Below are 26,571 nucleotides of genomic sequence, written 5' to 3'. Positions count from 1 at the left end.
TTTAAATATGTAGATTTTTCTTTATATCTAAACCGAAAAATTAAGGACATTTTCTACATATTGAAAAATAAAACATGAAATAAATTATTGAAATTTAATATGAATAATAAATATATTAATTATTGAGATTGGGAATATAAAAGTTATTTTGTGTAAAGTGGAAATATTTTGTAAACATTCAATGTGGGGCGTTAGTATTGAAGAATAGTTGGTTGGAATATAAGCATAAGAAAGCTGAACTTATGTAAAACAATGAAATTTCTATTAATATTTAACTCAATCTTCGACTTAGATATTCACTATGACTGAACAAACAATAGAAGTATACGTAACTCAAACTATTGAAAAAATGCAAAAACAAGGTCAAGTTCCTGTAGCTGTATTTATTGGTCATGAAGACTGGTTAGTATTTTCTGAGCAATCTAAAGTTTCGTATACGCCATTTGGTAGTGCAAGACGTTATCAGCCTGCTTTAGGTGGCTTATTGCTGGTGCGTGTTGATGAGATGAATTGTGTGCGTGTCGTTACACAAGCAGAACTTGATGCATTTGCAGCAACACATCAAATTCTGTAATTGTTTTTACGTTAGAAATTATCTTTTAACTCACGTAATTTTTGAAACTCGCTGACTGAATTAGCTCTTAAAAAAGGATTTGTTTTAAGTTCTAGTTCAATGGTGCTTGGTAACGTACATTTGTTCAACAGTCTTAAATCTTCAATTTCTTGTGCACGTTGACTTATTTCTAGGTTGTTGGGTTCTACGTGTAACGCAAATTTAGCATTGGAGAGTGTGTATTCGTGTGTGCAATAGACTTTGGTATGTGGAGGTAATGCAGAAAGTCGATTAAGTGAATGATACATTTGCTCAAATGTACCTTCAAATACGCGTCCACAACCCATCGCAAATAAAGTATCACCACAAAATAGGCTATCAATTGCATCTGCAAAAAAGATAATGTGTCCGAGTGTATGACCAGGAACAGCAATAATATCTATTTTCAAGTCGTGAAATTTAAAATGATTTTCATGTGAAAGTGGGTGAGTGATAAAAGGAATTTTACTGAGTTCATCACGCGGGCCATAAACAGGAATGTTTCTAACTGCTAATAATGCAGGAACACCGCCTATATGGTCTTTATGCCAATGTGTTAGCCATATTTGAGAGAGTGTTAATTGATGTTCTGTGCAAAAGCTTTCTACAAGCTTGGCATCAGTAGGATCAACACAAATGATTTCTTGTGACGGTGTGTGTTCAATTAACCATATATAGTTCTGAAGCTGATTTTTAACATCAATAAAATGAACTTTATAGGTCATATGCACTCACCAGAATTGAGAAATATCTTCGCATTAATAGTACCTTTTTAAAGATGGTATGTGTATTAAAAAAATGCGCCATAAAAGGCGCATTTTTATTAGACTTCCTTCATAAATCATTTTTCAACCAATTTAATTGTTTATCTTTCACCCAATCTAAATTGTATATGCCAGCAAGTAAATTAAACCGCAGGTTTAATCGTTTACGACGATTTCTATATACACAAGATAAAATCTTAAAACATTTCATCCTTCCAAATACATGCTCTACTTGAATTCGTCTACGACCAATCTCTTTATTTAACTTTTTTAATTCAGAATCTAGTTTTTCAGTTTTCTTTGCTTTAGATGGCATGAGGCATCCAAAACCCAATTTCTTTATCCCTAAATACCCCTTATCAACGATAAAAAAGGGCTTAAATTTTAATTTCCTCATGCTTTTTTTAAATATTTTAAAATCATGCATGCTTCCATGACTTCCACATACACTCAGTATTTCACCTGTTGTATAGTGCATAGATAGCTGAAATTTAAAGGTATGTCGCTTTTTTTTACCGCTATACCATTTCTTCTGTTTTTTTTGGACGTTGAACTAATATTTCAGTTGCATCAATCACAACAACTTCCCAATCCACTTCATCTCGATTAGGAAGTTGTTTTGGCAAGTTAAATTTTCCAGAACGGATTAAGGTATCTTCAATAACGCGTGTGATACGAATTGCACTCGTTTCAGATACACCGTAACTCATACCAAGATGGAAAAATGTTCGATATTCTCTCCAATATTCTATACATAAGAGCAAACGATCTTCCAACGGTAATTTATGTGGTCGTCCTTTACCAATATGACAAGGTAACTCCTTATTTAGCTCGGCCAACATGAGGTTAAATGTAGCCCAACTAACACCGGTAAGCCTACGAAACTTAACGTCTGATAATTTTTGAATATCTTTGAATTTCATCCAAGGATTATCCCTTGGATTAAATAATTTTGCTGATTAATTTAAGATCAAATAAATTGTACGTTTTTGATTTATGACGGAAGTCTATTGAATCATTAAATTAATATTCCCAGAACATGCGTTGAATTTCTTTTGCATCTTTGGTTTTTGTTAAAGCCAAGGCTGCTAGAATTTTTGCTTTTTGTGGATTTAAGTCATGTGCAACAACCCAACCGTATTTATCATCTGGTTGTTCTGCATTACGTAACACAAAACCATGCGGGACACGTGATGAGCGGATAATTTGTACGCCATCTGCTTGTAATTGATTAAGTGTAGGTACAATGTATTTCGCTACAGAGCCATTACCTGTACCTGCATGAATAATCGCCTTTGCACCTGCTTTTTGATAAGCAAGATAAGCATCAGGCAACATATTTGTTGAACCATAAACTATTTGTACAAGTGGTAAAGCATCACCTTTAATGTTTTCAATATTAAATTCTGAGGCATTATTGAAGCGTTTTGCGACATTACGGAACCAATATGGTTTGCCTTCAACAAGAGTACCTAAAGCACCCCATTGGCTTGTAAATGCATTTGTATGAATGTTAATAGATTTGGTCACATCACGTGCTGCAAAAATACCATCATTCATTAGAATCATTACGCCTTTACCTTTTGCACTATCTGAAGCTGCAAGTGCAACAGCACTATATAAGTTCAGTGGGCCATCTGCTGAAAGCGCTGAAGGTGGACGCATAGAAGCGACAAGCACAATTGGTTTATCTGTTTTAATAACGAGGCTGAGGAAAAAGGCAGTTTCTTCTACAGTATCTGTACCATGTGTAATGACAACGCCATTCACAGATGGCTTTTTCACTAAGTCATTTACTTGGCGTGCAATGCTTAAAAGTTCTTTGTCTGTAATGCTTTCAGAGGCAATCTGGAGGGCTTGAACACCTGTTACATTGGCTAAATTCTGAATTTGCGGAACAGCATTTAATAAATCATCAACAGGAACTTTGGCAGCTGTATAGGTTGCACTATTGGTTGAACTTGCACCAGCACCTGCAATGGTACCGCCCGTTGCAACAACGACAACATTGTTTTTTGCAAAAGATGAAATTGGAATAAGTAAGCTTAAAGAAAGCGCTAAGGTGGTAAAAGTTTTTTTCATTACATTTCCTTGTTTGTTGTCATTTGTAAAACATCCTGAGCAATTAACTTAACGAAAGAAATCTATTCAGGATATAGTCAAATCTAAATATCAAATTAATAATCATCATTTGAAATGATGAATATTGATATCAAAGGCAATGCAATAAAAAAGCCAAGTGCGAACACTTGGCTTAATCTTTTTTAAATGATGATTAACGCATTTTTGATAAGAAACGACCTAAGCGCGTAATTGCTTCACGTAATTCATTTTCGGCAGGTAAGAACACAACACGGAAATGATCTGGAGTTGGCCAGTTGAAACCTGTACCTTGAACAAGCAGAACTTTTTCAGCTTTCAATAAATCAAGCATAAGTTGTTCGTCATCTTGAATAGGGTAAACATTCGGATCAAGTTTAGGGAAGCAATACATTGCGCCTTCAGGCTTCACACAAGACACGCCTGGAATTTCGTTTAGCATTTCCCATGCAATATTGCGTTGTTCGTATAAACGACCGCCAGGACGAATTAAGTCATTAATGGATTGGTAGCCACCCAACGCTGTTTGAATTGCGTATTGTGCTTGATGGTTTGCACATAAGCGCATAGATGCCAACATATCTAGACCTTCAATGTAGTCTAAAGCACGTGATCTATCGCCTGTAATTGCCATCCAACCAGAGCGGTAGCCTGCAATACGATATGCTTTTGATAGACCATTAAAAGAGACACAAAGTTGATCGCCTGCAAGTGCTGCAACTGAAACGTGTTCAATTCCATCGTAAATAATTTTGTCGTAAATTTCATCTGCGAACAAAATAAGGTCGTGTTTTTTAGCAAGTGCAACAATTTGCTCTAAAACGTGGCGTGGATATACAGAACCTGTTGGGTTGTTTGGGTTAATAATCACAATACCGCGTGTGCTTGGTGTGATTTTACTTTCCATATCTACAATATCAGGATACCAGTGATTTTCTTCATCACATTTATAATGAATTGCTGTACCACCAGATAAGTTGACTGCTGCTGTCCAAAGTGGATAGTCAGGCATAGGAACAAGCATTTCATCGCCATCGTCCAATAAACCTTGCATTGCCATTACAATTAATTCAGAGACACCATTGCCAATATACACGTCGTTGACATGCATATTTAAAATGCCTTTTTGTTGGTAGTACTGACAAATGGCTTTGCGCGCAGGGAAAATACCTTTTGAATCGGTATAGCCAACTGCATTTGGTAGGTTTAATGCAACATCGTTAATAATTTCTTGCGGTGCTTCAAAACCAAAAGGAGCAGGGTTACCAATATTTAATTTTATAATTTTGTGACCTGCTTCTTCCATCTCATTGGCCGCTCGTAACACAGGTCCGCGAATGTCGTAGCATACGTGCTCGAGTTTAGATGATTTTTTAATTTCGCGACGGGTTTGTAATGTGTTAGACATTTTGATGTTCTCGGAATGAGTGGTAGTCACTTTTGCATAACGGTATAAATAGCTTTTAAATGTCTCTGTGCTCACTAAATCAAGATGGTGTTCATCTTTCAGTAGGGTCACTATTTTTTCATGCGTAAATCCTGCTTGTTGATATTGTTTGATCACAGGCAATAGATTTTTAAACAGAACGCTTTTCTTTTGCGACATTTTTGTATCCTATACAAGAATGTGATCAAGATTAACACTAATTTTGCTTACAAAAAAGTGATTGTTACTAAATTTGCTTACTTTATTTGGGTTATTTGCTTACTTTTTGCTTTTTAGGATTTTATATCTTTTGTAAAATGTTGAATAAAGACTAGAAATTTAAAGATGAATCACGTAAATATAGGTTTATCCTATTTAAAATAGTTTGTTGGAAAGGTACGTAATCATGGGAAAACTCAATAAAACAGACAGAGAATGGCAAAGAGAGTTATCACCTGAGGAATTTCGTATAACACGTCAAAAAGGCACGGAAGCACCTTTTACGGGTAAATATTGGAATACTAAGCAAGAAGGGACTTATTATTGCCGTTGTTGTGGTGAAGCATTATTTGCTTCAGAAACTAAATTTGATAGTGGTTGTGGTTGGCCTAGCTTTTATAAGCCAATTACGACTTCTGTAATTGAAGAACAAGAAGATACGTCACATGGCATGCTAAGAACAGAAATTCTTTGTCATCATTGTGATGCGCATTTAGGGCATGTTTTTCCAGATGGACCAGAGCCGACAGGACTACGCTATTGCGTAAATTCGGCATCATTAGAATTAAAAACACAAGAAAAAAATGATGAGGATACTTATCCATGACAAATGTTTATCAATTCGATGCTGAGTTGTTAAATGGTCAAAATAAATCTTTTGCTGACTATGAAGGCAAGGTTTTATTGATTGTTAACACAGCAAGTAAATGTGGTTTTACGCCACAATTTTCGGGGCTAGAAAAGCTTTACCAAAAATATAAAGATCAAGGATTTCTAATTTTAGGATTTCCTTGCAACCAATTTGGTGGGCAAGATCCTGGTTCTAATGAAGAAATTGAAAGTTTTTGCCAAAAAAACTATGGTGTAACATTTCCGATGTTTGCCAAAGTAGATGTAAAAGGTGCAGAAGCACATGTGCTATTTCGCTATTTAACCAATAATAGCAAAGGTGTTTTAGGTAATGGAATTAAGTGGAATTTCACGAAATTTCTCATTGGAAAAGATGGCACTGTGCTAGATCGATTTGCTCCAACGACAAAACCTGAAGCGTTGGAAGAGGAAATTGAAAAAGCGTTGAAATAGATGATTCAATAAGGCAATCGAAAGATTGCCTTAAATTATTGGTGGTTGAATAATGCAAAATATTTCTCGTGTATTTCTAATCCTAAGTTTGGGAGGATTCATTTCTTTTTCATCTGTTTATGCTGAAGACAAGTACGAGCAACTTTTAAAAGCATTAGAAACGCCACAAGCTCAATATGAAGTTCCCAAAGATGATTATAAAATTGATCCTAAATTATATAAAAACGAGTATGAGGTAGATTGGGCATCCCATCCTCAATTTAAGATTACAGCACAAGAATTTAAAGCGTATAAATCGTCAATAAAAGTAAAAATGACGGTGATTGCAAGTACTGGCTATATTGCAGATGCTGTTGTGCTAAAAAGTTCAGGCTCTCAAGTTATAGATATAAAAGTACTCGATGCTGTAAAACTGGCTCGTTTAAGTAAAATTCCACATGTTGATAAAACCGTTACTTATCAGTTGATACATGATTTTGAAATTAAAAAACCACTGTAAGAACAGTGGTTTTTTAATGCGTATTATTTCAGCTTAAAGAATCGCTTTAAGACGTTTTACGACTTCTTCGCATTGAGCAATATCTGCAACCAATGCAAGACGTACATGATTTTCACCTGGATTTCCTTGCTCTGTATCACGAGATAAATAACGACCAGGTAAAACTTTAATATGCGCTTTTTCCATTAATAATTTAGCAAAAGTTTCATCATTATCTACTTTTAACCAATAGTAGAAACCTGCATCTGGTTTTTGTAATGGAAGTAAATGGCCTAACTCATTTTGGAATAATTCAAATTTCGCACGGTAAAGTTTACGGTTTTCTTCTACGTGTGCTTCATCATCCCAAGCAGCAATAGAAGCAAGTTGATGTTGTACAGGCATTGCAGCACCGTGATAAGTACGATATTGCAAATAGGGTTTAAGTAAGTTTGCATCGCCTGCAACAAAACCTGAACGCATACCTGGCAAGTTTGAGCGCTTAGAAAGTGAATGGAAAACCACGCAATTTTTGTAGTCATCACGTCCTATTTCAGCACAAACTTCAAGTAATCCAACAGGTGTTTCGTCAAACCAAAGTTCTGAATAACATTCGTCAGATGCAATGACAAAGTTATATTTATCTGAAAGTGCAATTAGCTTTTTCAACTGTTCTTTTGAAAGAACAGCACCTGTCGGATTTCCCGGTGTGCATACAAAAAGAAGCGCTGTTTTTTCCCAAACTTCGACAGGAACGGCATCAAAATCGCCTAAATAATTATTTTCTTCTGTGCAATTGATGAAGTAAGGCTTTGCGCCTGCAAGTAGTGTTGCACCTTCATAAATTTGATAAAACGGATTTGGCATGACTACATAAGGTGCATCTTCACGTTTTACTAAAGCTTGAACAAAAGAGAAGATCGCTTCACGTGTACCTGAAACAGGGAGTACGTGAGTTTCTGCGCTAATGCTATTGAGTTTAAAACGACGACTTAACCATTGTGCAATACTTTCACGTAATTCAGGTAAGCCTTTGCTATTTGGATAGGTAGAAAGATGGTGAAAATTATCAATGATTGCTTGTTTTACAAATTCTGGTGCAGGGTGTTTTGGTTCACCAATAGACAGAGGAATTAACGGTAAATCGGCAGTTTTTACATCCTGAAAAAGTTTATTTAATTTTTCAAATGGATAAGGGTGTAATAAAGACAAACTAGAGTTCATGGAGCGAATACCGATTAAATTAATGTTGTATACAAACTTGATGAGAAGCTTCGTCTAGTGCTGCTTTAAGTTGTGCAGCAAAAGTTTGAGATTCTTCATCTGTCATTGGGATGCTATCTTTTTTGGTCACATAGAAAATATCTTCCGCACGTTCACCAAGGGTCGCAATTTTTGCAGAATGAATATCTAAGCCTTGCATCATAAATAGACCACCAACTTTAGCGAGTAAACCTGGATGATCGAGTGTCGCAATTTCAACCATATTTTGATTGAGTGCTTCATTGAAAGTAATTTCGACTTTATTTTCAATGTCAAAGTGACGTAATTGGCGTGGAATTCGACGTTGCATTAAACCAGGGTATTTATCTGACTGGCTAAGTGCTTTAACCAATGCCTCTACCACTGTTTCTTCACGCTCAGGGTCTGTGAGCAATGTGCCAAATCGGTCAAGCACTACATAAGTATCTAAGCTGAATGCTGTACTTGCTGTAATAATACGGGCATCTTGAACATCCAAATTCATGCGGTCTAAAATTGCCACCGTTGTTGCAAAAAGATTGGGTTGATCTTGCGTGTAAATAAAGATTTGCACAGCATCTTGTGCATATTTACGGTGCGCACGCATTAATACAAGTGGTGATGCGTTATCGCCATGTTGTAAAATTGCACGTGTATGCCATGCAATTTCATCGGCAGATTCTTTTAGGAAATATTCATCGCCCAATTCTTGCCAAACTTTTTCAACATCAAACAATGAAAAGTCATTGACTAATAATTCACTTGCTTCAAATTTGGTGTCTTCAATAAGCATTTGATAATCGACAGGGCGACCTAAACCTGAGCGAATAACATCACGTGCGTGAGTATAAAGTTGACGCATGAGCGAGGCACGCCAAGTGTTCCAGAGCGTAGGATTTGTTGCATTAATATCGGCAACTGTGAGCACATATAAATAATCTAAGTGCTCCATATCTCCCATTTTTTCAGCGAAAAGTTTTACGATGTCAGGATCGGAAATATCACGCTTTTGCGCTGTAACAGACATACCTAAATGGTTTTTCACCAACCAAGCCACTAAATTACATTCACGTTCTGTTAAGCCATGTGCACGGCAGAATGAAATGGCATCGGATGCGCCAAGTTCACTATGATCACCACCTCGACCTTTTGCAATGTCGTGGAAAATGGCAGCAAGATAAACAATGTCACGTCTTGCAAGACGTTGGAAAACAGAGCTTACAACAGGGAAATCCTTTGTAAATTCAGGATCTTTAAAACGATTTAAGTTACGTAATAATAATAATGTGTGCGCATCTACCGTATAAATATGGAACAGGTCATATTGCATAAGCCCCATAATTTGCCCAAATGCAGGAATATAATTACCTAAAACGCCGTAACGTTTCATTGCATTCATTGTTTCGTATAAACGATCTGGAGATCGGATAATTGACATAAACAATGCTTGGTGTGCAGGATTATCTCGGAAATTTTGATCGATATATTTAGATGAAAGTGTGAGCAATCTTAACGTTCGTGCTCGAATTCCTTCAATATTTGGTCTATTTGCCAATAAATAGAAAATTTCTAAAATTGCACTTGGGTTTTCAGAGAAAACTTTGTGATGTTGAACCGCTAATTTACCATCTACAATTTTGAAATTTTCGTTAATTTCTTCAATTTTACGTTCGTAATCTGGCAAGCGAGGAGTAATAACAGATTCGTTAAAATAAGCTAAAAGTATTTCATTGAGCGTTGTAACTTGCTGCGCTGTTCTGTAGTAGCGTTTCATGAATTGTTCAATAGGATAATTTGCCGATTGATCTTCTGCACGCTCATAGCCAAATATTGCTGCAATATCACGTTGATAATCGAACAATAAACGGTTTTCATCTCGTTTGGTCATTAGGTGTAAATAATGACGGATTTCCCAAAGGAAACATTCAGCTTCTTCTAAAACACTGAGTTCAAATTCTGAAATAAAACCTAAATGCACTAAATCGTAAATACGATTTACACGGAAATGTCGTTTTGCAATCCAACCAATTTGGTTAATGTCTCGAATACCACCGGGTGCATTTTTAATATCAGGTTCTAAATTGCTTTCTGTGTGGTTATGTTGAGCATAGCGTTTTGCTTGCTCTTCCATTTTGGCATCAAAAAAAGTTTTATCTGTCCAAGACTGCGAAACAATGCGTCGTGGCCATTTTGCTAATTGTGCATTTCCTGTAATGAGGCGTGCTTCAATAAGCGCAGTTGCAACGGTTAAGTCATTTGTTGCTTGAGTTACGCAATCTTGAATGGTACGAACGCTAATAGCAGGTTTAAAATTTCCGACATCCCATAAAGATGAAATAAACGTCGAAATAAGTTGTTCTTGTTCTGTTGAAATTTCTTGTTCAGATAGAATCATGATGTCGACATCTGAATACGGCAACATTTCACGACGTCCATAACCACCTACGGCAAATAAGCCTAAGTTAGTGGTTTGAAGTTCGGCATGTTGCCATAAAAATTTCAGTGCTTCATCAATTAAGTTAGAACGCGCAAGAATTACTTCGCGGATAGACTGTCCTTGATCAAAATACGCTTGAAGCTGATTTTCCACGTCTGAACGCCATTGATTAATCGCTTTAATATCGTGGTTACTTTTAACGTAATTTTCTAAAGGTAAAGTATTGATCATGAACAGTATCCGTTGTTGTATCTCTAACTTAATTTTTGTTTACAGTGACTAAACTTGCTGTGGTTTTTGCAAGTTCACGTGCTTGATCTGTAGATTCTGCACGAGCTGTTGCAACACCCATACGACGACGTTTAAAGCCTTCTGGTTTACCAAATAATCTTAAGTCTGTATTAGGATTTGATAAAGCAAGATTTAAGCCAGAAAAAGACAAATTGTGGTCATCAACACCTGCATAAATTACAGCACTTGCTGCGGCACTATGTCGAGCAGTATTTACAGGTAAACCTAAAATGGCACGAGCATGTAATTCAAATTCGCTTTGGAATTGTGAAGCAAGCGTAACTAAGCCTGTATCATGCGGGCGAGGAGATACTTCACTAAACCATACTTTTTCTGCTTTTACAAACAGCTCAACGCCAAAAATCCCGCATCCACCAAGGGCTGCAGTCACTTTATGTGCAATGCGTTTTGCTTCTTCTAAAGCGGCAGGCGTCATGGCTTGAGGCTGCCAGCTTTCTACATAATCGCCTGAATCTTGAAGATGTCCAATTGGGTCGCAGAAAGAAGTCTCAATTACACCTGTTTCTGGATTTTTAGAGCGTACTGTTAATAAAGTAATTTCAAAATCGAAATCAATTTGTGATTCAACAATAATCGTACCTTGATTCACTCGACCGCCTGTTTGCGCATATTCCCAAGCAGCATCGACTTCACTAAAGCTTTTTACGCGAGATTGTCCTTTACCTGAAGATGACATTACAGGCTTAACAAAATTTGGATAACCAATGTCATCACATGCAGCACGGAAAGATTCTAAGGTGTTGGCAAAACGGTAAGCTGAAGTAGGTAAGCCAAGTTCTTCTGCCGCAAGGCGACGAATTCCTTCACGGTTCATTGTGAGGTTTACAGCTTTAGCAGAAGGGATGACTGTTGCAATATTTTGTTCTTCTACTTCAACAAGAACTTCCGTCGCAATTGCTTCAATTTCAGGAATAATTAAATGGGGTTTTACTTGCTGGATGAGTTTTTTTAATTCTTCGGCATCTGCCATATTAATTGTATAAGCATGATGTGCGACTTGCATTGCAGGTGCATTGTCATAGCGGTCTGCTGCATGTACTTCTACGCCTAATCGTTGTAGTGAAATCACCACTTCTTTACCCAGTTCACCAGAACCTAAAAGTAAAACTTTAACAGCAGAAGATTGAAGTGGGGTACCAATAGTCACGCTCATGTAAATCATCCATGCTTGATTTTATGGACTTTTAGCATAGCAGAACTAGAACAAGTATTAAGCGCGGATTCACATAAAATAATGATATTGTCTAACAATTTTTTTTATAAGTTTATTAAACAATATCATCTTTAAAATATATGATTTTTTTAATTCAGAAGCATTTAAAAAGGCATTGGATAATATGTATAAACCAAGCCATATGCTAAGGCAGCCGTTAGCGTTGCGGGTACAATTTGCTTAAATTTGAAATATAAGCCTGTAAGTACGGTAAAGCCCACAAGCATTGCAAAGCTTTTGTTTGGGGTTTCTAATAGTGGTGGCAATGTTGCAACCACAAGCATTGAGCTAATAGCAGCAATACCAATACTACCTAAGGCAATTTTAATCCAAAGTGAACCACGTTTTTGTGAGCCTTCTTGGCGTTTTTGAATAACGTAAAATGGTCCAAAACGAGAAATAAAGTTCGCAATACCAACAAGAATACCAACAAGAATAATCTCAAGACTCATGATGATCTCCTACAAGTGCTGCATCGGGTTGCTTTAAAATATAGTGTTTAAATAAACCAGCTAAAATACCTGATGTAATACCAATAAAAATTGCTGCTGAAAGGTCGATGAAATAACACGAAATTGCAGAAACAATAATGGTGATTGCAACCACAAATGTATGTTTACGCTCAAAAGCTGCCAATAAGAAACTAAGGAATAGTGCAGGTAGTAAGAAATCTAAAGCGGCTTGTAAAAATTGCGGTAAGTTACTGACTTGATCTGCAAATAAACCACCTAAAAAAGAACCTAAAGCCCAAGACATCCAACTAAATAAACTTAAACCCAACATCCAAGATTCAGACCATTCTTGACGACGCTGTGATAGTTTAATCATACCTGAAGCAAAAACTTCGTCTGTTAAACCCCAAGACCAAATGGCTGTTTTCTTTAAATTGAGTTTATCTTGAATTAAGTTTTGTAAGGCTGGGCCATATAAAAGATGGCGAATATCTAAGGCAATAACGGTCAGGGCAGTCATCCAAATAGATGTTCCGCTTCCTAAAAGTGCGACAACTAAAAACTGACTTGCACCTGCATACATAGAGCATGACAGAAATAGTGCTTCCCACGCGGTAAAGCCAAATTGCGTAGCAGAAACACCAAATGCAAATGAAACAGGAAGATAGGTAAAAATAATGGCTTGGCTATCTTTAGCACCTTGCCAAAATCCTGCGGGTTTTAAAATTGTTGTTTTTCCCAAAGACACATTACACCTTACAAAGTATTAAACAAATAAATAAATGTAGATTGAGTATTCTAGCCGAATTTACTAGCATAGTGCCTGATTGTTTTGGGTAGCATGCGTAAAATGTTGAAGTTTAATGTTCGTTCTTTATTAATAGTTTCTTTGTTGAGCAGTGGGTTCTTATTACAAGCGTGTGGCAATAATGAATCGAAAGATCAAACAGTTGAAATTAAGGCTGCACCTAAGTTAACCAATGATGCAACCACTTATGCACATGCTGCGTGGGAATTTATAAATCAAGTTGATCCACTTATTTATGCAAATAAGGTTGATCAATTAGAAGAACAAGTACGTAAACCTGCACGTAAATTAAGTACAGATTGGCGCATTAATGTAAAAATGACAGATTCTGTGACTGAAGGTAAATATGCTTTATGTCGTAAAGCATTGACTAGTTTAGAAATTTGGGCACGTGAAACGATTGATCAATCAAGTGATGTTGCTCAGAAAAAAGCAGATTATGAACGAGATAAAGCACAGTGTAAGGGTGCAATTGATAATCCTGAACTAGGTAATACAGACCCGAAAAAAATTGGTGTTTAATTTCTAAGTAACTTCAAAAAAAGCAGAACATAAGGTTCTGCTTCTTAATCATTTAGGTTGTAAGCAATATTTTGAAGTTTTTGATAATCAATTACTTCTATTTTCTTAAATGAAACTTGAATAATGCCTTCTTTTTCTAAGTTGTGTAACTCTTGATTAATGGTTTGTCTGGAGCATACAAGCATTTGTGCAAGTTGTTCTTGAGATAAATGAATGATGTTATTTTCAATATGTAGTAAATTTCCATATCCACCAAGAATGGTGATTAAGCGCTGCGCAAGTCGTTGATAAATCGTTTGCGTTTGAATAGAAATGAGTTCTAAAAATGCGAAACGTAATTTCTGAGTTGTAAGTTTTGCAATATAAAACCAAAACTGTGAATGTTGTTCTAAAAGCTGAATTAAATCTTGTGCATGAATATGTAAAATAATTGCACTTCTTACTGCAATAGCATCATGTGAACGAGGTTGTTGATCGACCAATGAAATTTCGCCAAACCACATAATAGGTTCAACAATTGCTGCAACAGCTTCTTTTCCCTGAATATTAATATAGCCTAATCTAATTGTTCCTTCTAAAACCGCATAAATACCATTAAATGTATCGCCTGAAAGAAAAATATTTTGATCTTTTTTAATATGTAAAAGTTGGGCTTTATCTAAAATAAAGTTTTGAAAAATAGAGGGAAGTTCAGAAAACCATACGTTATTTTCTAATTGTTTTACATAGAGTGCATCTAACATAAAACGTCCTTTTTCTTATAATTTTAAATGTCGGGTAACCGACAACTTGCTTGTTTATTATCTTATATATTGTAAGAAGAATATAAGCAAGGAGATTGCTATGACTAAATTAGAAAAATTATTAAGCCAATATGCAGCTTATCATTTAGATCGTAAAAATATATTGACGCATTTTATTGGCATCCCACTTATTGTGTTTGCAATTATTTGTTTAACTGCAAAAGCAGGATTTGTTGTGGCAGGTTTTCCAGTTACATTGGCATTACTAATTATTGTTGTTAGCGTGATTTATTACTTAAGTTTGGATGTGATATTTGGTGTGGTGATGGCAGCAATTTTTGCAATTGCTTACCCATATGCATTAATTATTACAGAAATGTCTATGATGCATTGGTTTACATTTAGCATTGCAACTTTTGTAATAGGGTGGGTTTTTCAGTTCATTGGTCATTTTTATGAAAAGAAAAAACCCGCATTTATGGATGATATTGTAGGTTTAGCAGTAGGGCCATTGTTCGTATTGGCTGAATTGGTTTTCTTAATTGGTTTAAGAAAATCACTTGAAGAAAGAATGTTAGCAGAGGCTAAAAGGTTGCGTTCAGAGATGGATCAAAAATCTATTAAAGTTGTAAATGCAGATTAATATTCTGTATTTATGAATATCTTTTATAGAAATAAAAGCTCCAAATTTGGAGCTTTTATTTTGAATATGAAAGATGTTGCAAGATGTCTCAAATAGATTTTAAAAGTAGAAAAGATCCAAATAATAAAATGAATATTCCTATATAAAATCGAATGACTTTTAAGGGCGGCATAAGCGTATTTGTCATTGTTGATTTGATTGCATTGCTGCTAAATAGCGACGGTTCACTTCTTGCCAATTCACAACGTTATAAAAAGCTGCAATATATTCAGGTCTGCGGTTTTGATATTGCAAGTAATAGGCATGTTCCCAAACGTCTAAGCCTAAAATAGGAGTATTGCCATGCATGAGAGGCGAGTCTTGATTGGCACTGCTTTCTACAATTAGTTTCTTTTCAGGTGTTACGCTTAGCCAAGCCCAACCACTGCCAAAACGGCTGATTGCAGCTTTTGTAAAAGCATCTTTAAAATTTTCAAAGCCACCAAGTTCTTGTTCAATTGCAAGTGACACTTGTCCAAAAGGATGACCACCACCATCTGAGCTCATAACTGTCCAAAATAGAGAGTGGTTGGCATGACCGCCCGCATTATTAATAACAGTATTTTTTAACTCAGCAGTAACTTCATTTACTTTTGAAACCAACTCTTCAACAGAAAGCTTTTCCCACTCAGTGCCTTCAATTGCTGCATTTATATTGTTGATATAAGTTTGATGATGTTTTGTGTGATGAATTTCCATTGTCTTAGTATCTAAATTTGGTTCAAGTGCGTTATATGCATAAGGCAAAGCGGGTAGAGAATAAGCCATGGATTCATCCTATTTATAGTTTGGTATTTTAGTTGGAATGAGTTTAGGGGAATCTTATTGCTGTGTAAACACTAATGATAATTATTATTGTTTGAGATTTATTTTTATTTGGCTATTTGGCATAGGTAATAAGTTTTAGATAATAAAAAGCCCCGAGTCGGGGCTTTTTGTTCAATATAATTTATACATTGAAACGGAAGTGTAAAACGTCACCATCTTGAACGATGTAAGTTTTACCTTCTAAGCGCCATTTACCAGCTTCTTTCGCGCCAGCTTCACCGTTGTATTGAACGAAATCATCGTAAGCAATACATTCAGCACGAATAAAGCCTTTTTCGAAATCTGTGTGAATTACACCAGCTGCTTGAGGTGCTGTAGCACCTACTTTAACAGTCCAAGCGCGAACTTCTTGTACGCCTGCTGTGAAGTAAGTTTGCAGACCTAAAAGTGAATAACCCGCACGAATAACTACGTTAAGACCAGGTTCTTCCATGCCCATTGCTTCTAAAAATTCAGCACGATCTTCATCTTCAAGTAGAGAAATTTCTGCTTCAATTTGGTTGCAAAGTGGAACAACAATCGCATTTTCTTCAGCAGCTAATTTTTTAACAGCTTCTAAATGAGGGTTGTTTTCGAAACCATCTTCAGCAACGTTAGCAATGTACATTGTTGGTTTCAAAGTCATTAAACCAAAACCACGTACAAGTTTACGTTCGTCATCATCAAGGTCAGCTGCACGAGCAGGTTTGCCTTCATCTAATAATGGAAGAATTTTGTCTAAAACGGCTTTGGTTGCAACAGCTTCTTTGTCGCCACTTTTTGCAGATTTAGCTAAACGAGTGACTGCTTTAGTTACTGTTTCTAAGTCTGCAAGTGCAAGTTCAGTGTTAATAGTTGCGATATCATCTAACGGGTCAATTTTACCATTTACGTGAATTACGTTTTCGTCTTCAAAACAACGAACTACGTGTGCAATTGCATCTGTTTCACGAATGTTAGCAAGGAATTGGTTACCCAAGCCTTCGCCTTTAGATGCACCAGCAACTAAACCTGCGATATCCACAAATTCCATTGTTGTTGGAAGTACGCGTTGTGGATTTACAATTGCAGAAAGTTTGTCTAAACGTGGATCTGGAACAGGAACAATACCTGTGTTTGGTTCAATAGTACAGAATGGGAAGTTTTCTGCAGCAATAGCAGCTTTAGTCAATGCATTGAAAAGAGTAGATTTACCAACGTTCGGCAAGCCGACAATACCGCAATTAAAACCCATGAAATGACTCACAAAGTGTTATATAAAAATTGTGAATGATTTTACATGAAAGCCATGACAAAGTCAGGTCATGGCTGGTCGCTTTTTTGCAAAGTGTGATGAATAAAGACTTTTATATTTTCCGTTTATCTAAAAGCAAGAAAATGATTTACCTTCAAATGAGTTCATATTTTTAATTTATATAAATTGAGGTTTGATGAAGTGGTAATCGCCAATACAAATTATTTGGACATTGTATTTTATAAAGGCTATGTCTAAAGTAGTGAACATAAGAACAAGTTGTATTTTATGATTACGGAGAATTTATGCGAACTTTGTACCAGTTTCCTTTATCACATTTTTGTGAAAAAGCACGTTGGATGCTTGATCATAAAGAACTGGAATATGTGGCGCATAATTTAGTCCCAATTGTGCATCGTGCATTTGCCAAATTAAAAACAGGGCAATATAAACTGCCTATTTTGCATGATCAGGAAAGATGGATTGCAGACAGTACAGAAATTGCTTTGTATTTAGATGAGATATACCCAGAAAGAACATTATTACGTGCAGAAAAATTACAACGAACCGAAGCTTTAGAAATTAATGATTTGGCAAATGAATTAGGACGTCATGTCCGCCGTTGGACAATGGCACATGCATTATCAAAAGATGAAGAATCTTTGGATCTTTTAATTGGTGAAAAAGGCTATTTACGTCAATTTGAAAAATATTCAAAACCCATTATGAAAAGCTTAGTTTCTAAAGGTTTAAAGTTAGATGAAGCAGAAATACAAGCTTCAAAACTTAAAATGGATGATTTGGTAAATACCTTAAATCAAAAACTAATTGATCAACAAGGGCGCTATTTTGTCGGAGATCGATTGGGTTTAGCCGATATTGCTGTTTGTTCAATGCTTGCACCAATTTTAGAAATTGAAGCGACGCCTTGGGAAAAAGAATATGGTGAAATATCATCTGAAGAGTTTAGAAAATTTAAAGCAATTTTAACGGATATGCCCTTGGGGCAATATGTGCTTCGAATTTATCAAACTGAACGTAACGCTCGAGTAGATTGGCGAGGCGTTTAAATTTTTAAAGTCTTCAAATTTTCATAATTCATTCTTAGAATAATTCCGTATTTTTGAAAAAAAGTACGGATTTTTTTATAAATATAGTTTAATGATCAAAAAAAATACGCTGAAAAGTAATTTAAATGAAAAGTTTTTCAATTAACTATGTTATACCTAATGTCAATCTTATCGAATTGTGCAAAACATAAAAAATAACAGGAGGATATGATGGAATTAGATCGTTACGATAAGCATATATTGGAAATTCTAACCAATGAAGATGTCAATCTAAATGAACTGTCTGAGCGTATTAATCTATCTGTCAGCTCGGTACATCGACGTATTAAAAATTTAATAGATACTAAAGTTATTTCAGGTTTAAAACGTGATATTAACTACCAAAAATTAGGTTTTAGTTTACATGTTTTACTACAAGTTTCGCTCAGTAAACATGACACAGATACTTTTGCAAAATTCTTAGAAGAACTTGAAAGTATTCCTGAAGTAATTAATGCCTTTTTAGTGACGGGGCAATCGGCAGATTTTATTGTCGAAGTGATTGCAAAAGACATGGAAAATTATAGTGAAGTGTTGCTGCGTAGAATTGGAAAAATAGAACACGTTGTTGCGCTACATTCGAGCTTTGTGATTAAAGAATATAACGTATTTAATTGTAGTGGATTGCTCAGTGGAGTTTAGCTTTGGCTAAATTTCATTGTTAAATTCAGGTAACATCTAATAGATGAAATTCTTTATTCGATTTTTCTGTATAGGTATTTTAATTGCCTTCTTGTGGATAGGGCTAGATGCTTTTTATGTCCACTTTAAAGTGCCGTATATATATTCAAAATATTTAGATTTACTTTGGTATGCGTTGACGTATTTATTATGGCTGTGGGGAAGTTTAGTATTATTTAAACAGCATATAACAATCAAAAAATATGGATTTAGACTATTCACTGCTTTTATTCTTTGGGCGATTACTTTGCCAATTTATTTAGTTATTACATTGAGTTTTCATGTTGCGATGGAATGGCCGTTATAAGGCATTGGAATGTATCACTGTATTTCAAAAAGCATAAAAAACGCACCTACAGGTGCGTTTTTTTACTTAAAGAGATTATGCATCTAATTCTGCAAGAACTTCATCAGAGAATTCAACGTTTGTATAAACGTTTTGAACATCATCAAGATCTTCAAACATATCAATCATTTTTAAGATTTTTTTCGCTTGTTCGATATCTGTGATTTCAGCTTTTGTAGAAGGGCTCATCACAACTTCTGCATTGTCTGATTTAAGACCAGCAGCAGATAAAGCATCTTGAACATCACCAAATGCTTCAGGTGTTGTAATGACTAAGATTTGATCTTCATCAACTTCAATGTCTTCTGCGCCAGCTTCTAATGCAACTTCCATGATTTGATCTTCTAAAGAAACATCTTCAAAAGTAATCTCACCACGTTTTGTGAATAAGAATGCAACAGAACCGTTAGTACCTAAGTTACCATCAGTTTTAGAGAAGCAGTGACGAACATCTGGAACAGTACGGTTTAGATTGTCTGTCATTGTTTCAACAATAACTGCTACGCCACCAACACCGTAACCTTCGTAAGTTACTTCTTTTAAATCGTCGTTGTCATCGCCACCAGCACCGCGTTGAATAGCACGGTTAATGACATCACGTGTCATATTTACAGACAATGCTTTTTCCACAACAGCACGTAGACGAGGGTTACTTCCTGCATCTGGGCCGCCGAGTTTTGCAGCAGTTGTTAATTCACGGATGTATTTGGTAAAAAGTTTACCTCGGCTAGCATCTTGTTTTGCTTTACGATGCTTAATATTGGCCCACTTGGAATGACCCGCCATGCGAAATGCTCCTTGTAGATTGGCTGTATGCCGATCGAATTGTGCAAATTCTACCATAAGCCGTTTTTTCGGATAAAGAGTTTAAAATCAAGATTTGTTCAGTTTGGTTAAACTTTTTTTTGAAATATGTGCCTTTGTAACAAAATAGAAAATATCAAAGGTTATTTCTAGATTTAAAGCATTTAAAAATACAAAATTAAAAAGGGATATAAACGTTATATCCCTTATTTATTATTTAGCTTCTGGAATAACAATATCTAAACCAACGTTATCTTTATAAAGCTGTTTTAGTAGCGCCAAATCGTGGTTGATTTCTGTAGGATAAATTTTTCCTAAAATACCGCCACGTTTATTTTTAGAATCTGCATACATTAAAACAATTGGAACATTTGCAGCTTTTGCAATATGCCAAAAACCTGTACGAATAGGGCGACGTTCTTCACCATTTTTCGCACGTGTTGCTTCAGGTGCAATGACTAAGTTGAACTTGTCATTTTTTTCAAAAAGCTCAACCATTTGTGACACGATATCTTTACTAGATTTACGGTCTACAGGAATACCACCAACAGCATCTAAAAGTGGCTTAAAAGGCCCTTTGAATAATTCTTTTTTTATTAGAGTGTGAATTTTCAAATCGTAAATTTGGAATAGTGCAATAGAAAGTACAGCATCCATCATAGACGTATGTTCAAAGCCGACAATAACTTGTTTATCTTCAAGTACATTTTCTTCAACTTTGTATGTCCAACCTGATACTTTGAAAGCAGCATCACCAATAAATTTTTTAAGCATAATAGGGAAATAACACATAAATTTAACATGCCTAATTTCTACTTATTATTAAAAACAGTCAACATTAAATTTATAAAAGGTGCTTAGATTGATTTGAAAATTAGAATTAAAGAAAGGTTGGAATGTGATTTTTTATGAAGAAAATTATAATTAAGATAATTAAAGTATTGTTTGATAAGAAATAAATATTAAAAAATTTTGGTTTAATACTATCCAAAATTAGAAATAGTTATTAGACTTTCGTCGCAAATTAAAACTCTTGGTTATTTATCTTAAATTAGACTTTGGAGTCGCAGATGACATATTTTTCACTATTTATTATGGTAATGTTTTCTATAGTGGTGCTATGGTCTGTTGTTGAATTTACTCTACAGCGTAAAAAAGAAGAGTTTTTAGATTCTAAAGAGATTTAATTTTTTGGAGTTTATTTTTTAACATATTGATGTTACTTATTATTTTTTCTCTGTAAATTGATTGTTCAATTATTTAAATTTTTTAATAATTATATTTTTAAAATGGTGTGCTTGAAAAACAAACAAATCATTTAAATTCATGATCTTATTATTGTTCTATTAATATTCACTTGTTTTCTAAATTACTTGTATTTTGTATTTTACTTGGTTAGTATTCTTGGCGATTGAACTTATTGTATCAATAAACTCAATATATAGGGCCTATAGCTCAGTTGGTTAGAGCAGCGGACTCATAATCCGTTGGTCGACAGTTCAAGTCTGTCTGGGCCCACCAAATTTATGAAGCACTTAAGAGCGATTCTCTTAGGTGCTTTTTTTATAGTAAAATCCATGTAAGCACTATGTAAGCAGGCTTATTAAACGATATCTTTCATGCTAAAAATGTTCGCAAAATTATAAAAATAAAGCACTCAGACTTTAGATCTAATCCAGAAAAGTCATATTCACGTCAATATATTTTGTTATCATCACTTTTATTTTAATTTACAGATAATTTATGTCTGACTTAACTTCACCTTTGCAACGTATCCCCAAATACATGCCTATTCGCGATGCTCTTGCTCATCAAATAGAATCAGGTCAACGGCAAAGCAATGAAAAGTTACCTTCAGAACGTGTATTATCTGAAACGCTAGCAACCACACGTGTTGCGGTTAGAGAAGCCTTATTAATGTTGGAGATGGAAGGGCTCATTTACCGTTTAGATCGTAGAGGTTGGTTTGTGCGTTCACCACGCATTATTTATAGCCCTCAATCGACAAAAAGCTTTAATCAATACGTCACTGAACAAGGTGCATTACCAAGTACAGAAGTGCTCTCCATGCAACGTTTACCTGCTACAGAATGGGATGCACAACATCTTGATGTAGATTTAGGTCAAGATATTTATTCAATTTGGCGTAAAAGATGTATTAATGGTCGCCCTGTTGTGGTGGAGCATTTGCGAATTAAAACGCAAATTTTTCCTGATTTATTCACGCATGATTTAAGCCAATCCATGACTGAATTAATGGCGAAGAATTACCAAAGATATTTAACACGAGCACATATACATTTGTATCCTGCTGCATTGGCCGAGCAACAGGCTAGAGCCTTACATGTAAATGTAGGTAGTATGGGATTATATATTTCAAGAACAAATCGTGATCAATTTGGTGTAATTACTGATGTTAATCAAGAATATTGGTTACATGATATTTTAGATTTACATTTCGAAGCACAATAAACTGGTTTAAACCAGATTAATTAAACTGTCATAAATTACTGATTAAATTAGACGCATAAGAGAATTACATTCATCGGGAATGTGCCATGCGTCTGAACAAGTTAAATCAAAAAAAATACGGTTGGTTCTGTGTAGTACCACTATTAAGTTCATTGTTACTTTCTGGTTGTACCACCAATAGCGTGAGTCAAAAGCAAGAAGAATTAACCGTATATACCGCTGTAGAAACAGATCAGCTTAGCCGCTATCAATGGGCACTAAAAAAAGCCCATCCTGAACTTAAAATTAAATGGGTACGTGATTCAACAGGAATCGTGACCGCAAAACTTTTAGCTGAAAAAAATAAACCACAAGCTGATGTGGTTATGGGGTTAGCCTTAACTAGTCTTTTGGTTATGGATCAAGAGAACTTACTTCATCCTTATCGACCTAAAAATATAGAAGCATTAAAACCGAACTTTTATAGTCAAAAAACTATTCCAACGTGGACAGGCATGACTGCTTGGGAATCTGCATTATGTGTAAATACGGTTGAATTAAAAAAACGTAATTTACCTGTACCGCAATCTTGGCAAGATCTAACCAAAGCACAATACAAAGATTTGATTGTCATGCCTAATCCAGCATCAAGTGGCACAGGCTATTTAGATGTTACTGCATGGATTCAAATTTTTGGTGAGCAGAAAGCTTGGCCATATATGAAAGATCTAGACCGCAATATTTCCCAATATGTCCACTCAGGTTCTAAGCCATGCAAAATGGCAGCTCAAGGCGAAGCTGTAATTGGTATTTCATTTGGATATCCAGGCTTAAAGCTTCAAGCACAAGGTGCTCCATTAGAGCTGGTTTATCCTAAAGAAGGTTTAGGTTGGGAGATGGAAGCTTCTGCGATTGTAAAAGGTACAAAACATTTAAGTAGTGCACAAAAATTCATTGATTGGACAGTGAGTGAAGAAGCGAATGAACTTTATGCACAAAACTTTGGACTAGTCGCGCATCAAAAGGTCAAACCTCAACATAAGGGGATGCCTGTAGATCTCGAAGAAAAATTAATTCCACACAATTTTGATTGGGCAGCACAACAACGAGACAGTATTTTAAAACGCTGGTCTGCTCAATTTGAACATTAATTTTGACTTAAATGATAATATTATGAATATTCCATCAGCTTTACAGCATGTCAGTGAACATGGCAAATCACAATTGAGTACCTATGTCATCGAGCAGGGGAAAGCCATTTTAGAAATTGCCGATATTCAAAAAGCTTATCAAGATAAGCGTGTATTGGAGCATATTAATTTAGATTTAAAAGCCGGTGAATTGATCAGTTTTCTAGGTCCATCTGGCTGTGGTAAGACCACACTTTTACGCATTATTGCGGGTTTAGAACAACCAGATTATGGAAAAATTGTTAAAAAAGGGCAGGATATAACTCGTTTAAAGTCTGCTAAACGTCAGTGTGGTGTGGTATTTCAAAACTATGCACTGTTTCCAAATTTAACCATCGCAGACAATATTGCATTTGGCTTAAATGATCAAAAATGGTCAAAGGCTCAAAAAGCAGAACGTGTTAATGAGCTGTTAGATTTAATTGAATTACCTGATATTTCTGCACGTTATCCTTATCAATTATCGGGTGGACAGCAACAACGTGTGGCACTTGCGCGTGCTTTGGCGGCAAAGCCAGACTTGTTGTTATTAGATGAACCATTATCTGCACTCGATGCAGTAGTTCGGGTCAAACTACGACAAAATATTCGTTTAATTCAACGCCAACTCAATATTCCAACAATTTTAGTGACGCATGATCAAGAAGAAGCCTTAAGCATATCTGATCGTATTGCTGTGATGTATGCAGGAAAAATTGAGCAACTCGATACTCCGCATAATATTTACTATGCGCCACAAACACGTTTTGTTGCTGCATTTATTGGCAATATGAGTTTTTTAGCGGGCAAAGTTGAACAAAATCATACGCTGAAATTGCTTGAGTCTGAGTCTGTTGTGACTCGTCAGCATCGTATGCCATTAGGAGCTGCATTTGAAGTGGGTTTCAGACCTGAAAATGCCACGTTAAGTCTAGAGCGTCCTGTAGATTTTCAAGGTCTAGTTATTAAAGTTCGTCCTATTCATACAGAATTTTTAGGTGCGAAAAAACGTGTATTTTGTCAAATGCAAACAGGCAATGGTCAAGCAATTGACTTACAAGTCGATTTAGAACATCAAAATACCAGTAGTTTGAATAATGACATGTGGTTGAGTGTTGCTTCACATCATTTATATCTTTTTGATGAAGCGGGGCGTGTTAGATGCTAACTACAAATACAGCGACTTCGATTCTTAAAAATGGCACATATAAACGCAGTTATTTTTCATTACGTGCCAATGTGTTGTTAGGCGTAGTCGCAACAATTTTTACCTTGTGCTTGCTTGTTCCATTGCTTTTATTGTTACGCGGTGCTTTTTTAGATGCAGATGCCAATTTTATTGGTTGGGATAATTTTAGTAATTATTTTTCTAATCCAGCTTTGATGTCATCAATTGGCAATTCTCTATGGATTGCGGTACTTGCTATTTTAATTACTGTGCCTGTGGCAGGTATTTATGCCTTTGCAATTAGTAACACTCAAATGCCAGGGAAAGCATGGTTTAAAGCAATTGCCTTTTTACCAATTTTAGCACCGTCAATTTTACCTGCTTTAGCTTTGGTGTACTTATTTGGGCAACAAGGTGTGCTCAAAGATATCTTAGGTGATATTAATATTTACGGCCCAATTGGTATTTTAATTAGTTATTGCTTTTGGTTATTTCCCGCCGTATTCATTTTGATGTTGGGTGCATTTCGTCAAGTGGATCGCCGTTTAATTGAAGCTTCGCAAACACTTGGTAAAAATACCATGCAGACCCATTGGCATGTGACACGCCCAGCAATTCAGTACGGTATTGTAAGTGCAAGCTTAGTTGCATTCACTTATGTAGTTACTGACTTTGGTATTCCAAAAGTCATTGGTGGCTCATTTAATATGATGGCACTTGATGTTTATAAGCAAATTATTGGGCAACAAAATTTAAATATGGGCGCGGTAATTTCAATTTTACTGCTATGTCCTGCCTTATTTGCCTTTTTTATTGATCGTTATCAAGCCAGCCGTCAACAACTTCGTCAGCAAAATATCGCTGAACCTTACCAAATGCCGAAGCATCCAATTTTTGATAAGTTTTTATTAGGATTTTGTAGTGTTGTTGCGGGAAGCATCTTACTTATTTTGATTACTGCAATTTTGGCATCTCTAATTCGCTACTGGCCGTATGATTTGTCGCTAACTTTAATTCACTATCGTTTTGAATATGTGAATGGCGGTTGGAGCAGTTATTGGAATTCTTTACAACTGGCCTTTTGGACGAGTGTAGTAGGAACGTTCTTGATTTTTATAACAGTATGGTCAATTGAACGTCTTAATACATCTGCACAATTAAAACAGTATGTTCGCATGTTGGCTTTATTACCACTTGCCATTCCGGGCTTAGTATTAGGTATCGCATATATTCTATTTTTTAATAATCCTGCGAATCCTTTGGCGGTGCTTTACGGTACGATGACGTTGTTAGTCATTTCAACCTTAATGCATTACTACACTGTGCCACATTTAACCTTAACTCAAAGCATGCAACAAATTCCGCAACAACTTGATCATGCTGCTGCGACTTTGGGTGCATCACGTTTTAAATTATTGTCTAAAGTTTATATTCCAATCATGTTGCCTGCTTTAGGTGATGTTTGGGTGTACTTGTTTGTTAATGCAATGACCACTGTATCTGCTGCTATTTTTCTATATTCACCAGAAACCAGTTTAGCTGCTGTCGATATTTTAAATATGGATGATGCTGGAGATACCGTTTCTGCTGTGGCTTTAAGCGTAGTGATTCTATTGACATCTTGCTTAGTGAAGTTACTGCATTGGGCTTTTAGTAAAAAGTATTTAAGCCGTACAGAGCGTTGGCGCGAACGTAACTCCGCATAAAAAAGACTCAACCCTTAGATATT

At 35.6% G+C, this 26,571-nt stretch carries 26 protein-coding genes, 1 tRNA gene and 1 pseudogene; 13 read left to right on the top strand and 15 right to left on the bottom strand.

Features of this window, described 5'->3' with window-relative positions; genetic code table 11:
* Positions 1 to 301: 301 nt before the first annotated feature.
* The gene (locus MZO21_RS07825) at positions 302 to 574 is read left to right on the top strand and encodes a hypothetical protein (protein WP_248104008.1); all 273 of its coding nucleotides are present in this window, start codon (positions 302 to 304) and stop codon (positions 572 to 574) included.
* 11 nt (positions 575 to 585) lie between these two features.
* On the opposite strand, the gene gloB is transcribed toward MZO21_RS07825, so the two are convergent.
* The 5 genes and pseudogenes from gloB to MZO21_RS07800 form a co-directional block, all read right to left on the bottom strand.
* Entirely contained in the window at positions 586 to 1,317 is a 732-nt protein-coding gene (gloB, locus tag MZO21_RS07820) for a hydroxyacylglutathione hydrolase (protein WP_248104011.1), read from the bottom strand.
* A 109-nt stretch (positions 1,318 to 1,426) separates the two neighbouring features.
* Positions 1,427 to 1,837, bottom strand: a pseudogene (locus tag MZO21_RS07815) (transposase family protein); the annotation flags it as partial.
* Between the two features lie 37 nt (positions 1,838 to 1,874).
* Positions 1,875 to 2,279, bottom strand: coding sequence for a transposase family protein (locus MZO21_RS07810; protein WP_152872730.1), 405 nt, complete (start codon positions 2,277 to 2,279; stop codon positions 1,875 to 1,877).
* A gap of 100 nt (positions 2,280 to 2,379) precedes the next feature.
* Positions 2,380 to 3,438, bottom strand: a complete 1,059-nt coding sequence (locus MZO21_RS07805) for an asparaginase (RefSeq protein WP_154773346.1) — start codon at positions 3,436 to 3,438, stop codon at positions 2,380 to 2,382.
* Between the two features lie 193 nt (positions 3,439 to 3,631).
* Positions 3,632 to 5,062, bottom strand: a complete 1,431-nt coding sequence (locus MZO21_RS07800; protein WP_154773347.1) for a pyridoxal phosphate-dependent aminotransferase — start codon at positions 5,060 to 5,062, stop codon at positions 3,632 to 3,634.
* Positions 5,063 to 5,288: 226 nt separating this feature from the next.
* Between MZO21_RS07800 and msrB the strand changes: the two genes are divergently transcribed.
* The 3 genes from msrB to MZO21_RS07785 are packed head-to-tail and all read left to right on the top strand — an operon-like array spanning position 5,289 to position 6,683.
* A complete protein-coding gene (msrB, locus tag MZO21_RS07795; protein WP_248102729.1) occupies positions 5,289 to 5,708 on the top strand; it encodes a peptide-methionine (R)-S-oxide reductase MsrB in 420 nt (139 codons plus the stop codon).
* Positions 5,705 to 6,184 (top strand): glutathione peroxidase, encoded by a 480-nt coding sequence (locus MZO21_RS07790; RefSeq protein ID WP_154773349.1) that lies wholly within the window; start codon positions 5,705 to 5,707, stop codon positions 6,182 to 6,184. Before msrB ends, MZO21_RS07790 begins: the two co-directional genes overlap by 4 nt.
* A gap of 52 nt (positions 6,185 to 6,236) precedes the next feature.
* Complete coding sequence (locus MZO21_RS07785; RefSeq protein WP_248102726.1) at positions 6,237 to 6,683, top strand: energy transducer TonB; 447 nt, start codon at positions 6,237 to 6,239, stop codon at positions 6,681 to 6,683.
* A gap of 33 nt (positions 6,684 to 6,716) precedes the next feature.
* On the opposite strand, the gene dapC is transcribed toward MZO21_RS07785, so the two are convergent.
* From dapC to MZO21_RS07760, 5 genes are all read right to left on the bottom strand, one after another.
* Positions 6,717 to 7,886 (bottom strand): succinyldiaminopimelate transaminase, encoded by a 1,170-nt coding sequence (gene dapC / locus MZO21_RS07780; RefSeq protein ID WP_154773351.1) that lies wholly within the window; start codon positions 7,884 to 7,886, stop codon positions 6,717 to 6,719.
* A 19-nt stretch (positions 7,887 to 7,905) separates the two neighbouring features.
* Positions 7,906 to 10,572: a [protein-PII] uridylyltransferase gene (glnD, locus tag MZO21_RS07775; protein ID WP_154773352.1), complete on the bottom strand. Its 2,667-nt coding sequence runs from the start codon at positions 10,570 to 10,572 to the stop codon at positions 7,906 to 7,908.
* Positions 10,573 to 10,600: 28 nt separating this feature from the next.
* Entirely contained in the window at positions 10,601 to 11,815 is a 1,215-nt protein-coding gene (gene purT, locus MZO21_RS07770; protein ID WP_171501330.1) for a formate-dependent phosphoribosylglycinamide formyltransferase, read from the bottom strand.
* A gap of 155 nt (positions 11,816 to 11,970) precedes the next feature.
* Positions 11,971 to 12,318 (bottom strand): L-valine transporter subunit YgaH, encoded by a 348-nt coding sequence (ygaH, locus tag MZO21_RS07765; protein WP_154773354.1) that lies wholly within the window; start codon positions 12,316 to 12,318, stop codon positions 11,971 to 11,973.
* Positions 12,308 to 13,045 carry an AzlC family ABC transporter permease gene (locus MZO21_RS07760; RefSeq protein WP_171501332.1) on the bottom strand — a complete coding sequence of 246 codons (738 nt, stop codon included), beginning with the start codon at positions 13,043 to 13,045 and terminating at the stop codon, positions 12,308 to 12,310. The genes ygaH and MZO21_RS07760 overlap by 11 nt, the downstream gene beginning before the upstream one ends.
* Positions 13,046 to 13,168: 123 nt before the next feature.
* On the opposite strand from MZO21_RS07760, the gene MZO21_RS07755 reads away from it, so the two are divergent.
* Positions 13,169 to 13,648: a hypothetical protein gene (locus MZO21_RS07755; protein ID WP_248102723.1), complete on the top strand. Its 480-nt coding sequence runs from the start codon at positions 13,169 to 13,171 to the stop codon at positions 13,646 to 13,648.
* Positions 13,649 to 13,692: 44 nt separating this feature from the next.
* Here MZO21_RS07755 and MZO21_RS07750 read toward each other — a convergent pair whose 3' ends face one another.
* A complete protein-coding gene (locus MZO21_RS07750) occupies positions 13,693 to 14,391 on the bottom strand; it encodes a Crp/Fnr family transcriptional regulator (protein WP_248102720.1) in 699 nt (232 codons plus the stop codon).
* Positions 14,392 to 14,491: 100 nt separating this feature from the next.
* Between MZO21_RS07750 and MZO21_RS07745 the strand changes: the two genes are divergently transcribed.
* Positions 14,492 to 15,034, top strand: a complete 543-nt coding sequence (locus tag MZO21_RS07745) for a DUF962 domain-containing protein (RefSeq protein ID WP_248102717.1) — start codon at positions 14,492 to 14,494, stop codon at positions 15,032 to 15,034.
* A 183-nt stretch (positions 15,035 to 15,217) separates the two neighbouring features.
* On the opposite strand, the gene MZO21_RS07740 is transcribed toward MZO21_RS07745, so the two are convergent.
* Positions 15,218 to 15,841, bottom strand: coding sequence for a superoxide dismutase (locus tag MZO21_RS07740; protein WP_248102714.1), 624 nt, complete (start codon positions 15,839 to 15,841; stop codon positions 15,218 to 15,220).
* Positions 15,842 to 16,022: 181 nt separating this feature from the next.
* Complete coding sequence (gene ychF / locus MZO21_RS07735) at positions 16,023 to 17,114, bottom strand: redox-regulated ATPase YchF (RefSeq protein WP_154773359.1); 1,092 nt, start codon at positions 17,112 to 17,114, stop codon at positions 16,023 to 16,025.
* Between the two features lie 305 nt (positions 17,115 to 17,419).
* Between ychF and MZO21_RS07730 the strand changes: the two genes are divergently transcribed.
* Both MZO21_RS07730 and MZO21_RS07725 read left to right on the top strand, forming a co-directional pair.
* Positions 17,420 to 18,184: a glutathione S-transferase family protein gene (locus MZO21_RS07730; protein ID WP_154773360.1), complete on the top strand. Its 765-nt coding sequence runs from the start codon at positions 17,420 to 17,422 to the stop codon at positions 18,182 to 18,184.
* A 210-nt stretch (positions 18,185 to 18,394) separates the two neighbouring features.
* Positions 18,395 to 18,865 (top strand): Lrp/AsnC family transcriptional regulator, encoded by a 471-nt coding sequence (locus MZO21_RS07725; protein ID WP_152873408.1) that lies wholly within the window; start codon positions 18,395 to 18,397, stop codon positions 18,863 to 18,865.
* 421 nt (positions 18,866 to 19,286) lie between these two features.
* Here MZO21_RS07725 and MZO21_RS07720 read toward each other — a convergent pair whose 3' ends face one another.
* Positions 19,287 to 20,036: a YebC/PmpR family DNA-binding transcriptional regulator gene (locus MZO21_RS07720; RefSeq protein WP_154773362.1), complete on the bottom strand. Its 750-nt coding sequence runs from the start codon at positions 20,034 to 20,036 to the stop codon at positions 19,287 to 19,289.
* Positions 20,037 to 20,267: 231 nt separating this feature from the next.
* Positions 20,268 to 20,828, bottom strand: coding sequence for a 1-acyl-sn-glycerol-3-phosphate acyltransferase (locus MZO21_RS07715; RefSeq protein WP_154773364.1), 561 nt, complete (start codon positions 20,826 to 20,828; stop codon positions 20,268 to 20,270).
* Between the two features lie 670 nt (positions 20,829 to 21,498).
* Between MZO21_RS07715 and MZO21_RS07710 the strand changes: the two genes are divergently transcribed.
* The 5 genes from MZO21_RS07710 (at position 21,499) to MZO21_RS07690 (ending at position 26,548) form a co-directional block, all read left to right on the top strand.
* A tRNA-Ile gene (locus MZO21_RS07710) sits at positions 21,499 to 21,575 on the top strand.
* Between the two features lie 222 nt (positions 21,576 to 21,797).
* Positions 21,798 to 22,526, top strand: a complete 729-nt coding sequence (locus MZO21_RS07705; protein WP_248102711.1) for a UTRA domain-containing protein — start codon at positions 21,798 to 21,800, stop codon at positions 22,524 to 22,526.
* Positions 22,527 to 22,612: 86 nt separating this feature from the next.
* Positions 22,613 to 23,656 carry a putative 2-aminoethylphosphonate ABC transporter substrate-binding protein gene (locus MZO21_RS07700; RefSeq protein WP_248102708.1) on the top strand — a complete coding sequence of 348 codons (1,044 nt, stop codon included), beginning with the start codon at positions 22,613 to 22,615 and terminating at the stop codon, positions 23,654 to 23,656.
* A 22-nt stretch (positions 23,657 to 23,678) separates the two neighbouring features.
* Positions 23,679 to 24,842 carry an ABC transporter ATP-binding protein gene (locus MZO21_RS07695; RefSeq protein ID WP_248102704.1) on the top strand — a complete coding sequence of 388 codons (1,164 nt, stop codon included), beginning with the start codon at positions 23,679 to 23,681 and terminating at the stop codon, positions 24,840 to 24,842.
* Positions 24,836 to 26,548: a putative 2-aminoethylphosphonate ABC transporter permease subunit gene (locus tag MZO21_RS07690; protein ID WP_248102701.1), complete on the top strand. Its 1,713-nt coding sequence runs from the start codon at positions 24,836 to 24,838 to the stop codon at positions 26,546 to 26,548. The genes MZO21_RS07695 and MZO21_RS07690 overlap by 7 nt, the downstream gene beginning before the upstream one ends.
* Positions 26,549 to 26,571 lie beyond the last annotated feature (23 nt).

This window comes from Acinetobacter portensis, assembly GCF_023158935.1.
Taxonomy (GTDB): Bacteria; Pseudomonadota; Gammaproteobacteria; order Pseudomonadales; family Moraxellaceae; genus Acinetobacter; species Acinetobacter faecalis.
Note: the sequence above shows the minus strand (reverse complement) of the source record. Positions and strands in the feature narration are given on the sequence as shown.